General features: G+C 57.3%; 13 protein-coding genes. 10 read left to right on the forward strand and 3 right to left on the reverse strand.

The window, feature by feature from the left end; all coding sequences use genetic code 11:
- The first annotated feature begins 3 nt into the window (after positions 1-3).
- The 4 genes from CFBP4996_RS12315 (at position 4) to trmD (ending at position 2,122) form a co-directional block, all read left to right on the forward strand.
- Positions 4-321, forward strand: coding sequence for a chorismate mutase (locus CFBP4996_RS12315; protein WP_003492497.1), 318 nt, complete (start codon positions 4-6; stop codon positions 319-321).
- Between the two features lie 33 nt (positions 322-354).
- A complete protein-coding gene (gene rpsP / locus CFBP4996_RS12320; RefSeq protein WP_003520510.1) occupies positions 355-732 on the forward strand; it encodes a 30S ribosomal protein S16 in 378 nt (125 codons plus the stop codon).
- Positions 733-852: 120 nt separating this feature from the next.
- Positions 853-1,419: a ribosome maturation factor RimM gene (gene rimM / locus CFBP4996_RS12325; RefSeq protein ID WP_065656916.1), complete on the forward strand. Its 567-nt coding sequence runs from the start codon at positions 853-855 to the stop codon at positions 1,417-1,419.
- 4 nt (positions 1,420-1,423) lie between these two features.
- Positions 1,424-2,122, forward strand: a complete 699-nt coding sequence (gene trmD / locus CFBP4996_RS12330; RefSeq protein ID WP_080853001.1) for a tRNA (guanosine(37)-N1)-methyltransferase TrmD — start codon at positions 1,424-1,426, stop codon at positions 2,120-2,122.
- On the opposite strand, the gene CFBP4996_RS12335 is transcribed toward trmD, so the two are convergent.
- Positions 2,104-2,850: a sulfite exporter TauE/SafE family protein gene (locus tag CFBP4996_RS12335; protein WP_059759849.1), complete on the reverse strand. Its 747-nt coding sequence runs from the start codon at positions 2,848-2,850 to the stop codon at positions 2,104-2,106. The genes trmD and CFBP4996_RS12335 overlap by 19 nt on opposite strands.
- A 265-nt stretch (positions 2,851-3,115) precedes the next feature.
- Between CFBP4996_RS12335 and rplS the strand changes: the two genes are divergently transcribed.
- The 4 genes from rplS (at position 3,116) to CFBP4996_RS12355 (ending at position 8,099) form a co-directional block, all read left to right on the forward strand.
- Positions 3,116-3,655 (forward strand): 50S ribosomal protein L19, encoded by a 540-nt coding sequence (gene rplS, locus CFBP4996_RS12340; protein ID WP_059759847.1) that lies wholly within the window; start codon positions 3,116-3,118, stop codon positions 3,653-3,655.
- A 290-nt stretch (positions 3,656-3,945) separates the two neighbouring features.
- Entirely contained in the window at positions 3,946-5,679 is a 1,734-nt protein-coding gene (locus CFBP4996_RS12345) for a type I secretion system permease/ATPase (protein ID WP_080853000.1), read from the forward strand.
- Positions 5,672-6,985 (forward strand): HlyD family type I secretion periplasmic adaptor subunit, encoded by a 1,314-nt coding sequence (locus CFBP4996_RS12350; RefSeq protein ID WP_137396221.1) that lies wholly within the window; start codon positions 5,672-5,674, stop codon positions 6,983-6,985. Before CFBP4996_RS12345 ends, CFBP4996_RS12350 begins: the two co-directional genes overlap by 8 nt.
- A 181-nt stretch (positions 6,986-7,166) precedes the next feature.
- Entirely contained in the window at positions 7,167-8,099 is a 933-nt protein-coding gene (locus CFBP4996_RS12355) for a rhizobiocin (protein WP_080852999.1), read from the forward strand.
- 120 nt (positions 8,100-8,219) lie between these two features.
- Here CFBP4996_RS12355 and CFBP4996_RS12360 read toward each other — a convergent pair whose 3' ends face one another.
- Complete coding sequence (locus tag CFBP4996_RS12360) at positions 8,220-9,497, reverse strand: MFS transporter (RefSeq protein WP_080852998.1); 1,278 nt, start codon at positions 9,495-9,497, stop codon at positions 8,220-8,222.
- 426 nt (positions 9,498-9,923) lie between these two features.
- Here CFBP4996_RS12360 and leuC point away from each other — a divergent pair, with 426 nt between their 5' ends.
- Positions 9,924-11,333 (forward strand): 3-isopropylmalate dehydratase large subunit, encoded by a 1,410-nt coding sequence (leuC, locus tag CFBP4996_RS12365; protein WP_080852997.1) that lies wholly within the window; start codon positions 9,924-9,926, stop codon positions 11,331-11,333.
- Positions 11,334-11,393: 60 nt separating this feature from the next.
- Here leuC and CFBP4996_RS12370 read toward each other — a convergent pair whose 3' ends face one another.
- Positions 11,394-11,900 carry a DinB family protein gene (locus tag CFBP4996_RS12370; RefSeq protein WP_080852996.1) on the reverse strand — a complete coding sequence of 169 codons (507 nt, stop codon included), beginning with the start codon at positions 11,898-11,900 and terminating at the stop codon, positions 11,394-11,396.
- A 97-nt stretch (positions 11,901-11,997) separates the two neighbouring features.
- Between CFBP4996_RS12370 and CFBP4996_RS12375 the strand changes: the two genes are divergently transcribed.
- Entirely contained in the window at positions 11,998-12,594 is a 597-nt protein-coding gene (locus CFBP4996_RS12375) for a TetR/AcrR family transcriptional regulator (RefSeq protein WP_080852995.1), read from the forward strand.
- Positions 12,595-12,597: the final 3 nt, after the last annotated feature.

Raw genomic sequence — 12,597 nt, forward strand, 5'->3', positions numbered from 1 at the left:
CCAGTGAACAATGCAGAGGTGAAAGCCCAGCTTTCCGAATACCGCCAGTCGATCGACAATATCGATGCCGCACTGGTTCACATTCTTGCCGAACGTTTCCGCTGTACCAAGGCGGTGGGCGTGCTGAAGGCAAAGTACAATTTGCCGCCGGCCGACCCGGCGCGCGAGGAATACCAGATCGAACGCCTTCGCCGTCTGGCGAAGGATGCCAATCTGGACCCGGATTTCGCCGAGAAGTTCTTGAACTTCATCATCAAGGAAGTCATCCGGCATCATGAAGCAATCGCCGCCGAACATGGCGGCACCGAAAAGACCGCCTGAACGGCGGACAAGCCATCCTAAGGAGTAAATAACATGGCACTGAAAATTCGTCTCGCACGCGGTGGTTCCAAGAAGCGCCCGTATTACCAGATCGTCGTTGCTGACGCCCGTTCGCCCCGCGACGGCCGTTTCCTCGAGAAGGTCGGTTCCTGGAACCCGATGCTCGGCAAGGACAACCCGCAGCGCGTTGAGCTGAAGGCTGACCTCATCAAGGAATGGATCGCCAAGGGCGCACAGCCGACCGATCGCGTTCTGCGCTTCCTCGCAGAAGCCGGCCTTGCCGAGCGCGCCGCTCGCAGCAACCCGGAAAAGGCAAAGCCGGGCAAGCGCGCTCTCGAGCGTATCGCTGAAAAGAAGCAGAAGGCTGAAGATGCAGCCGCTGCTGCTGCGGAAGCCTCTGCTGCAGAATAATCTGCACGGAAACTTTTGAAGAACGGGTGGTGTGGTTTTCCATGCCGCCCGTTTTTTGTTTATTTTGGCGTCAACAAACCTTAAAGCTGACGCAACCAACACCAGAAGACGGACGGCCCGATGGCAAAGCTGGAAAACCCGGTACTCATGGCAAAGATCGGCGGCGCACAGGGCCTGCGCGGCGAAGTCCGTGTCAGCACCTATACGGCCGATCCGATGGCGCTCGGCGATTATGGCAATCTCGTCACTGCCGATGGCCGTGTTTTCGAAATTCTGGAAGTGCGCGAGGGCAAAAATGTCGTCGTTGTTCGTTTCAGGGGCATCAACGACCGCAATGCGGCGGAAAGCCTGAACGGTCTGGAACTGTTCATCGAGCGCGACAATCTGCCTGACGACGAGCTTGACGATGACGAGTTTTATTATGCCGACCTCGAAGGGCTGGAAGCCGTCGATGCCGATGGCAAAAGTTATGGCGCCGTCAGCGCCGTTTACGATTTCGGCGCGGGTGACCTGCTGGAGCTGAAAGGTGCAGGCCGTCGCCCTGCCCTCATTCCCTTTTCGGAAGCGGCCGTGCTGGAAATCGACCTCGAAGCCGGTCGTATTCTTATCGATCCGATGGCCGCCGGACTGATCGACAATCCCGACGACAAGGACGAAACCGGCGCATCGCCGTTCGGCAAGAAATAAAGTCATGACCTTCAAGGCTACCGTTCTGACGCTCTACCCGGAAATGTTTCCGGGGCATCTCGGATATTCGCTGGCGGGCAAGGCGCTGGAGCGGGGGCAATGGTCGCTGGACGCCGTACAGATCCGCGAATTTGCCACCGACAGACACAGAAGCGTCGATGACACGCCGGCAGGCGGCGGCGCCGGCATGGTGCTGAAACCCGATGTGCTGGCTGCGGCCATCGACCATGTTTCGGATGGCGATACAAGGCCGCGGCTGCTGATGAGCCCGCGCGGCAAGCCGCTGTCGCAAAACCGTGTGCGTGAACTGGCGGCCGGAGAAGGCGCGATTATCGTCTGCGGCCGTTTCGAAGGCGTCGACCAGCGGGTGATCGAGGCGCGCGGGCTGGAGGAAGTGTCGATCGGCGATTACATCCTCTCCGGCGGTGAGCCGGCGGCGCTGACGCTTCTTGACGCCGTCGTCCGTATCCTGCCGGGCGTCATGGGCAACGATCTTTCCGGTGTGCATGAGAGCTTCGAAGGCGGACTGCTGGAGCATCCGCACTATACCCGCCCGCAGGTCTGGGAAGGCCGCGACATCCCAGCCGTTCTCACCTCTGGCAACCACGCTGTCATCGACAGATGGCGTCATGAACAGGCGCTGAAGCTGACGCAGGAAAGACGTCCTGACCTTCTGGTAAAGGCTCAGGCCGAAACGAAATAATAGGCCGTCAGCACCAGCCCGACGGCGATCACCAGCCAGCGGATGATCCACTGCGGCACCCGCCGTGCCGTATGCACGCCCACATAGCCGCCAAGTGCGGCCGCAGGGAACATGATGAGCGCCGCCCACCAGGAAACGACACCACCGCTGACGAAGATCGTGATTGCGATGACGGCGATCACGACTGACAAGAGGTTTTTCAGCGCGTTCAGATGATGATAGCTGCCACCCGAGGTTATTCCGAGGATCGCCAGCATCATGATGCCCATGCCGGCACCGAAAAACCCGCCATAGACGGAAGCGAGCCCCTGAAAGACGAGGCTCGGCAGATTACCGGGTGAACGTTCGGCGCTCGCCTTCGGCCGCAGCCACGGGCCGGCAGCGAAAACGGCGGTTGCAGCAAGAAGCAGCCATGGCACGAGCTGGCGGAAGGAAGGATTGTCGAGCGACAAAAGCAGAAGCGATCCGGCCAGCCCGCCGACGACTGAAACGCCAGACAGAAGGATCGCCTCGCGCCAATGGGCACGGATTTCCGGCCCATAGGCGATGACAGAGGTGATGTAGCCCGGAAACTGCACGATGGCTGACGTGGCGTTGGCGACGATGGGTGGCAGACCGGCCAACGTCATCGCCCCGAAGGTCAGGAAGGTGCCGCCACCGGCAATCGCATTGACGACACCCGACAGAAAGCCGGTGGCGAACAGCATGAGAATAATGAATATGGACATGGCCCCTCCCAAGGTTCCCATGCCATATCCGCCAGCGCGCCGCTTCGCAACTGCCGGAACGCGGCGCGTAATTGATAAAATATTGTCATGAAAGGGATGACAAACGGCGCATCCTCGTGTATGTGCCCGCGTGGAAATGGGAAATATCCCAACCGAAAGCAAAGAATGGCGAACCCGCTCCTGCCGAAAGGCATGGTCTGAAGGCATTAACCGACAGACGAACCGTTGAGCGCTCTGGCTGTTTCAGAAGAAATCAGAGGTTAACATGACCAACATCATTCAGCAGCTGGAAGCCGAACAGGCCGCCAAGATCGAAGCAAAGCGCACCCTGCCCGAGTTTTCTCCGGGCGACACCCTGCGCGTCAACGTTCGCGTGACGGAAGGTAACCGTACCCGTGTTCAGGCTTACGAAGGCGTTTGCATCGCCCGTTCCGGCGGCGGTCTTTCCGAAAGCTTCACCGTTCGCAAGATTTCCTACGGCGAAGGCGTCGAGCGCGTATTCCCGATCTACTCCCCGCTGGTCGAAGGCGTTGAAGTCGTTCGCCGCGGTAAGGTTCGCCGCGCGAAGCTCTACTACCTGCGCGACCGTCGCGGCAAGGCTGCCCGTATCGTCGAAAACACCGGTACGCGCGCCCGCAAGCTGAACGAGTCCGAGCGTCAGGCGCTTGCCGACGAAAAGGCACGTCTGGAAGCCGAAAAGGTAGCAGCAGCACAGGCTCTCGCCGCCGAGAAGGCAGCAGCCGAAGCCGCAGAAGCCAAGGCAGCGGAAGAAGCAGCAAAGGCTGCGGAAGCCACAGCGGAATAAGATTTCCATTTCGATGGATTGATCAAAAGGCGGTCTTCGGGCCGCCTTTTTTGTTGCGACGATATAACATAGCAAGGCACGCATGCGGCTTGAAAGCTGCGCTTGGCAAGCATTGGCGGACCTGAGAATACCGAAGCTCTTTCAGTCATTTCCTTTGCGGAAAGATGCGGCAGATTTCGACCGACAACAAATGCCTCCCTGATTTCTTGCTCGAGTGTTTTAGCCCATCCTCGAACAGCATTGCCTAATTGCATTTATTGTGCGATTTTCTTGCCGTTTCAGGTGTTATTATGTTTTTATTTAATTCTTTTTTAACAAAAAATAAGTCCGCTTTTTTCGCCGTTGGTCTCGCCAGCGCGTTGATGAACATTCTTAATCTTTCCGGCTCGCTTTTCATGCTGGAAGTTTACGACCGCATTTTGCCAAGCAAGAGCATTCCATCCCTTGTGGCACTGGTCGTTCTCCTGATCGTTCTCTACGCGTTTCTTATGGGGTTCGACGCGCTGCGAGGCCGCATATTGGCTCGCATTTCGGACAATATGGACGACGCGCTCAATCAGAAGCTTTTCAGGGCGTCGATCAGTGCGCCGCTCCTTGCCTCGGGAAAGGTCGATGGGCTGCAGATCATCGGCGATCTCGATCAGATCCGCCAGTTCCTCTCGGGACCGGGCCCGGCCGCCTTTTTCGACATTCCCTGGCTGCCCATTTATCTACTGATCTGTTTTGCCCTGCATCCGTGGATCGGGTTCGCTGTGCTCGGCGGAGCTATAGTTCTCATCGTGCTGACGCTTCTTACGAACTGGCTGACCGAACGGGCGACAAAGCAGGCTTATACCGCACGAGGGCAGAGAAACGTCCTCGTCGGCAGCAGCCAGCGCAACATCGAATCTATCAAGACAATGGGCATGATGGGGGCGGTAACGTCCATGTGGGACGAATTGCACTCCAGATATCGCGCCGTCACCCTGTCGACATCCGATACGGCCGGCATGCTCGGCGCCATGTCGCGAACTTTCCGCCTGTTGCTGCAATCCGGCGTCATGGCCATCGGCGCCGTGCTTGTCATCGACGGCAATGCATCGGCGGGCAGCATCATCGCAGGCTCGATCCTCTCCGCAAAGGCGCTCGGTCCTGTCGAACATGCGATTGCAAACTGGCGCAGCTTCATGACCGCAAGACAGGGCTGGAAACGCATCAACGAGTTCCTGGAACTGGTGCCCGAACCCTCGCAGCCGCTCTCCCTGCCCCGCCCGCAATTTACCGTCGCGGTTGACCGTGTAACCGGTGGGCCGCCCAATAATGCACGCGATACGGTCGCCGATATTTCCTTCACGCTGAACGCAGGCGATGGTCTCGGCATCATTGGCCCAAGCGCCTCCGGCAAATCCACGCTGGCACGCTTGATGACCGGCATCTGGCCCTATGAACGCGGTTCCGTCCGCTTCGATGGGGCCGCGCTCAACCAGTGGGATTTCGAGTTTCTCGGCAAATCCATCGGCTACATGCCCCAGCAGGTGGAGCTGATGCCCGGAACCGTGGCGCAGAATATCGCACGCTTCGACCGCGATGCGACAGCGGAAGCGGTTGTCGCCGCAGCAAAGGCCGCGCAGGTGCATGAGCTGATCCTCAACCTGCCCAACGGTTACGATACCTATATTGGCGACCGTGGCGAGGCTTTATCAGGCGGGCAGAAACAGCGCATCGGCCTTGCCCGCGCACTGTTTGGCGAACCCTTCTTTGTCCTTCTCGATGAGCCGAACTCCAATCTGGACAGCGAAGGCGAAGCGGCCCTGCGCAATGCCATTGGCGACATCAGGGCGCGTGGCGGCATTGTCGTCGTCATTGCCCATCGCCCCAGCGCTATCGAAAGCGTCAATCTGGTGATGGTGATGAGCAACGGCCGGATGTTGCGCTTTGGCACCAAGGAGGAGGTGCTCGCGCAAATCCTGCGGCAGAATATCCGCCAGGTGCCTGAGGAGGAAGAAACGCGCAAGATTGAAAACCGGGTGAGCGAAAATGGTTGAGGCGGAAAAATCCGGTATGACGAATGCCTCCATTCTCAGGCACTCGACCGCAGTGGTCGTTCTAGCCCTTGGCCTTCTGGTCGGATTGGGCGGCTGGGCGGCTTTTGCAAAGCTTGCCGGCGCAGTGGTGGCCACGGGCCGGGTTGTCGTTGAAGGCAATTCAAAAAAAATCCAGCATCTTTCCGGTGGCATCGTCAGTGAGATCAATGTTGCCGAAGGTGACAGGGTCGAGGCCGGTCAGGTGCTGTTGCGGCTAAGCGCCACCGTCGTGCAGGCCAACCTCTCCATCGTCGAAAATACGCTTGCGCAGCTTTATTCTCGTCGGGCTCGCCTGCGTGCGGAAATTGCCGAGGCGCCGTCTTTCACCGTGCAGGAAGATCTGGCGGCCCTGACGAGTTCGAAGGCGGCCAAGACCTTTATCGACAGCGAACAGAACCTTTTCAACAGCCGTCGCAACGCCTTGATCGGCATGAAAAAGCAGCTGGGAACACGCAAGGACCAACTCGCCGACGAGGCACGCGGCCTCGAGGTGCAGGTAGAGGCGACGAACAATGAGCTTGCCATTGTAAAGGAAGACGTTTCCAAGACGGACGAGCTCTTCAAAAAAGGGCTTGTCACACTTCAGCGCCTCAATCTCCTCAAGCGCCAGCTTTCCAATCTCGAAGGTCAGCAGGGCCAATATATCGCCGCCCGGGCACAGACGGTGGGCAAGCTGAGCGAATTGGACCTGCAATTGCTTCAGCTCGATGAAGACCGCAAATCGGAAGTCACGAAAGATCTGACATCGATCGAAGCGACCGTCGCGGAATATGAAGAGCGGCTGGCGGCAACGCGCGACCAGCTGGATCGCCTCGACATCCGCTCGCCGATTGCCGGTCGCATCTACCAGCTCTCGGTGCACAATATAAACGGCGTCATTCAACCGGGTGAAGTTCTGATGCTGGTGGTGCCGGAGCAGGACGAGCTTGCCATCGAGGCCAATATAACCCCGCGAGACATCGATCAGATTTACGTCGGGCAGCCAGTTACCATTCGTTTCACGGCATTCAATCAAAGCACGACGCCGGATTTGAGCGCGCAAGTTGCTGTCGTCGCCCCCGATCTGCAGACGGATTCCCGAACTGGCACATCTTATTACGCGCTGCGCATCAAACCCGACAAGGCCGGAATGGGTCATCTGCCCGGCGGGAAATTATATCCCGGCATGCCGGCCGAAGTATTCATACAAACCAGCGAAAGGAGTGTTCTTTCTTATTTTATGAAGCCGTTCCAGGACAGGCTCAAAAAGACCTTCGTGCAGGAATAAACAGTTTTCACTGCATAATTTTGCGAAAGGAATTTCCGCAACACGTTAAAGACGCACTTTATTCAAAAAAACAATTTCTTATATTGTATTATCATTTTTTACGTATTAAATATCACCCGCAATATTTATTATAAATTTAATTTCAATTCATCGATTTCTCAAAAATTTATGGGAGTGTAAAATGGCGTTAAAAGTAACTTTTGGTAATGGTGGCGCCTACACGGTCGCTTCGCTTACCAATTTGGTTGATCAGGAAACATACAAACTCCTCGATGAAGCGACTACGCAGACCAAGACCGGCTCCTCGCTCAATTCCGGCATCGTTCAGGCCGCCCCGGGTGCCAAGATCGCTGTCGGATACAATGCCGACACGAACAGCTTCAATTTCGACGTAACGACGGCGTGGAATTCCGTTAAAAACGTCCTCGCCAAATCCGACACATCCGAAAACCTCTCGTTCAAGGATTTCGTTCACGTCGATGTTCACCTCGGCGGCACGGGTTCATCCAACGTTGAAGTCCTCAACGCCAAGCGTGGCAATATTTCCACGGGCTCGGGTAACGATACGGTCACCGTCTCTCTCGTTTCGAACGAGAAATTCTGGTCAAATGCCTTCAATGTCGACACAGGTGCTGGCAACGACACCATCACGTTCAAGGCGGGAAAGTCGTTCAACGACACCTCAGCCGAAGGTACGGGCGGTATTCTCGCCCAGGCTGTGAATGGTGGCGCTGGCGTAACCGACGGCAGTTTCACCAATGTCACCATCAATGCAGGCGCCGGTGACGACAAAATCGACCTGAGCGGAGTGAAGCTGGCTTCCTCGCTGGTAACCGGCGGCACGGGTGTCGATCGCATCATTGCAAGCGGTGGCGCTGATACCTTCGTTTTCAATCTTGGCGATATGGCCAAGAGCATTGTTACCGACACCGTCAACGGCTTCAATGCGTCTATGGACAAGCTGAAGCTGGTCGGGACGACAATTGGCGACTGGACGCTGTCGACTTACGAATCAGACACGATCTTAAGCTATAATGTCGATGGAGCTCACAAAGGCGAGAAGATCGTTCTGTCCGACGTCCACCTCAGCGGCAGCGATTGGTTCACTGCATAATTGTCTCAAAGAGAATTTCATTTCTCATAGCCTGAAATGATTGTGGCCCGGAAGAATCCGGGCCACAATTTTTTGCTCATGAAACGGTAGGCAATCGCGTCAGCTATCGCAATCGTCCAGTCAAGCCGCCTTGACCTGACTGCCCATTCTACGCGTTGCGATGATGACCAGCACCCCGGCAAGCGCCAGGCAGAAGGCAAGGAAGAACATCGGCGCAATGGTGCTGCCGGTCTCATCCTTGATCCAGGGCACCACATTCTGCGCCACGAAGCCACCCAGATTGCCGACGGAATTGATCGCGGCGATGCCGGCGGCCGCACCTGCTCCCTTGAGGAAGCGGCCGGGCAGGCTCCAGAACACCGGCTGGCCGGCAAAGATGCCTGCGGCGGCGATGCAAAGGAAGGCGAATTGCAAGACCGGATCGCTCAGCAATGCCGACATCAACAGGCAAAAGGCGCCGATGAAGGCGGGACCGACGATATAGGGCGTCTTGTTCTTTGCCTTGTCGGCGGCCAGGGGCACAACGAACAGGGCGATGGCCACGATCACCCAGGGGATGATGTTGATGAAGCCATTGGCGGTGTTGGAAACGCCGAAGCTCTTCACGATGGTCGGAAGCCAGTAGCTGAGACCATAGGCCGCCAGCGGAAAGCCGACATAGCAAAGCGCCATGAATAGAACGCGCGGATTGACCAGCGCCTTGAAGCCGTCCTCCGCATGCTCTTCCATGCCCTTGTTTTCTTCGGCCAGCCGGTTCTTCAGCCAGTTTTTCTCATCCTGCGACAGAAACTTCGCCTTTTCCGGGGTGTCGTCGAGATAAAAGAAGGTGACGACGCCGGCGATGACAGCCGGGATACCCGTGGCGAGGAATACCCATTCCCATCCGGCATAACCGAGGAAGCCATCCAGATCGAGCAGCATGCCGCCGAGCGGCGCGCCGATGGCATTGGCAAGCGCGCTGAAAATCATGAACAGGCCAATCATACGGCCGCGATAATCGCGCGGGAACCAGAGCGTCATCAGGAAGAGCACACCGGGGAAGAAACCCGCTTCGCAAAGCCCGAGCAGGAAGCGCAGGATGTAAAACATCGTGGCGTTCTGCGTATAGGCAAGCGCAATGGTGACGGCGCCCCAGGAAACCAGAATGCGGGCAAACCATTTGCTGGCGCCGAAACGGTTGAGGAACAGGTTGCTCGGCACTTCGAAGATGAAGTAACCGATGAAGAACAGCGAAGCGCCAAGACCGTAGGCATATTCGCTGAGGCTCAGCGCATCCACCATCTGCAGCTTGGCATAGCTGACATTCTGGCGGTCGATATAGGCGATGAGATAGAGAAGGCCAAGAAACGGCATCAGCCGCCAGGTGATCTTCGAGATAAGGGCTTTTTCGGATACCATATGCTTTTCCCTCCCTTCGATTTCTCGTCGAAACGCAAATGATAAGGGAATCCATCTATATGTGCATCGCAAAATACGCAAGTTGCATTGCATCATAACCATTGGAGAACCCCAGCAGGACAGGGCCCGTTACGGGCCTTCAGCCATGATGCAGTGCATATAGAAAATGCCGAGCCGTCGCGTTCCGTGCTATGCGCATTCATATTGCCGTAAAACCGGCGATCTGCTATGAAGGCTGCCATGGGATCTAAATTCGGATGTCTCGCGCAGAATGTTTATGTGCTGCAGGACCACAAGCGTCTGCCGGCACGGTTCTTTGCGCGCGTTTCCGGGGCGCTCACCAGCCGACTTAGGCTCGCCTGACAGCACCGCTGTCCACGCCTTTCTGAACCCTGATTACCCTTTTCCATGACAAGGCATAGAGCCATGAGCGCACCCCGAACCTTATATGACAAGATCTGGGACGACCACGTCGTCAATCGTGACCCGGACGGAACCTGTCTTCTCTACATCGACCGTCACCTCGTCCATGAGGTGACGAGCCCGCAGGCCTTCGAAGGCCTGCGCATGGCCGGTCGCCCCGTGCATTCGCCTGCCCGCACGCTGGCCGTCGTCGACCATAACGTTCCGACCACGGCCGACCGGCTGGAAGGCATCAAGAACGAGGAAAGCCGCATTCAGGTGGAAGCGCTCGCGCAGAACGCCAAGGATTTCGGCGTCGAATATTATTCCGAGCGCGACAAACGCCAGGGCATCGTTCACATCGTCGGCCCCGAACAGGGTTTCACCCTGCCGGGCATGACAATCGTCTGCGGCGACAGCCACACCTCCACCCACGGCGCTTTCGGAGCGCTGGCGCATGGCATCGGCACGTCCGAAGTCGAGCACGTTCTGGCCACCCAGACGCTGATCCAGAAGAAAGCCAAGAACATGCTGGTGCGTGTCAACGGCAAAATTCCTGATGGCGTTACCGCCAAGGATATCATCCTCGCCATTATCGGCGAGATCGGCACGGCTGGTGGCACCGGCCACGTTATCGAATTTGCCGGCGAGGCGATCCGTTCGCTCTCCATGGAAGGCCGCATGACGGTCTGCAACATGACCATTGAGGGTGGCGCCCGTGCAGGTCTTATCGCACCGGACGAAACCACCTTCGATTACATCAAGGACAAGCCGCGCTCGCCGAAGGGCGAAACACTGGAACAGGCTATCGCCTATTGGAAAACGCTGAAATCCGACGAAGGCGCCCATTACGACAAGGTCGTGGTGCTGGATGCGGCCAACCTGCCGCCCATCGTCTCCTGGGGCTCGTCTCCGGAAGACGTGACCTCCGTTGAAGGCATTGTTCCCAATCCCGATGATATCGAGGAAGAAAACAAGCGCGCTTCCAAGTGGCGTGCGCTTGACTACATGGGCCTGAAGCCCGGCACGCGCATCACCGATATCGCCATCGACCGTGTCTTCATCGGCTCCTGCACCAACGGCCGCATCGAGGATTTGCGCGCGGCGGCGAAGATCGTTGACGGCCGTAAAGTCGCTCCCACCGTTTCGGCCATGATCGTGCCCGGCTCCGGTCTCGTGAAGGAACAGGCGGAAAAGGAAGGTCTGGACAAGATTTTCCTCGAAGCCGGTTTCGAATGGCGTGAACCCGGATGTTCCATGTGCCTTGCCATGAATGACGACCGCCTGAAACCCGGCGAACGCTGCGCCTCCACCTCGAACCGCAATTTCGAGGGCCGTCAGGGCTATAAGAGCCGCACCCACCTCGTCTCCCCCGCCATGGCGGCAGCGGCGGCGATCGCCGGTCATTTCGTCGACGTGCGTGAGTGGCAATAAGCTCCTGAAGCCATCGTTTCAGGAAAGTCACCCGTCCCCACAGGGGCGGGTGGCTTTTTATTATAGCCCCTGCAAACGCCGCTGCGGCTGCGTGCCGTGCAGAAACACGGCAAAAGTATCCCAGGGTGGCGTGATGGAGAGCTGGCCCAAAATACGCGCGACCTCGCCTCTGTGAATACCCGCATGCAGGACCATATGTGAGATCATCTCAGCGCGGGACATGTAACCCTTGTCCCCATCCGTGAAGGTGAAGGCGACGAATTCGCCAAGCGATGCCGGCGATGTTTTCTCGAGATAATCGAGATACCAGCCATCGAGAGCGGCGACATCCTTCGCAAGATCATCCAGCTGCGGCGTTGCCTCGGTATTATCCGAGAGAAAACCATGTGCCGTTCCCGTGAGGTGACCCGAAAAAATCCTCGCGACGACGTAATAGTGATTGATCAGCCGGATTGCCGTGTGCCGTTCAGATGCATTGTGGACGGGATCGAGGTGTTGCAGCTTCTCGAACAAGTCCCTGTTCGCCCATTGGTGATAGCCGAGCAGGCTCCCGAGCAGATCCCTCATCACAATATCCTTTACATCTGAAAAATGTGAGTACTATGTTTATATTTTCGCCATGGAGGGTGTCTTGTCTACTCGCATTGCAAAGCGGAAGACCGAGATGCGCAAGGAGCCGCGTCAGGAGCGTTCCCGCGCCACGGTCGATGCCGTCATTCACGCGGCGGCTCGCATTTTGAGCGATCATGGCTGGGCGGGTTTTACCACGAACAGGGTCGCCGAAACGGCTGGCGTCAGCATCGGCTCGCTCTATCAATATTTCCCGGACAAGATTTCAATCGTGGAAGCCGTGCGCCATCGTCACCTCGAGGACTGTCTCTCCGTCATGAAAAGCGTCTCGCAAAAGCGGCAATCGCTTGCGAAATTCGTGGAAGAGCTCGTGACTGGCATGATCGGGGTCCACAGCATCCATCCCGGTCTTCACAAGGTCCTTCTGGACGATGCGCCCAGCCACGAAGGGACGAACGATCCCAACAGCGTTTTCGAACAGGAATATCTCGGTCTCTACGCTGCAGCGATCGCGGCACATATGACGGCCGACACAAAGGTCGAAAGCAGAACCACGGCGCTGACCGTATCCGATGCCATTGACGGCATCATTCACAATGCCGCCCGCCGCGGAGAATTGCAGTCGCCCAAAGTCAGACGGGAAATGATCGCACTCGTTCACGCCTACCTGTCTCAGGCAACCGGTGAATGACAG

The sequence above is a fragment of the Agrobacterium leguminum genome (genome assembly GCF_005144435.2).
Taxonomy (GTDB): Bacteria; Pseudomonadota; Alphaproteobacteria; order Rhizobiales; family Rhizobiaceae; genus Agrobacterium; species Agrobacterium leguminum.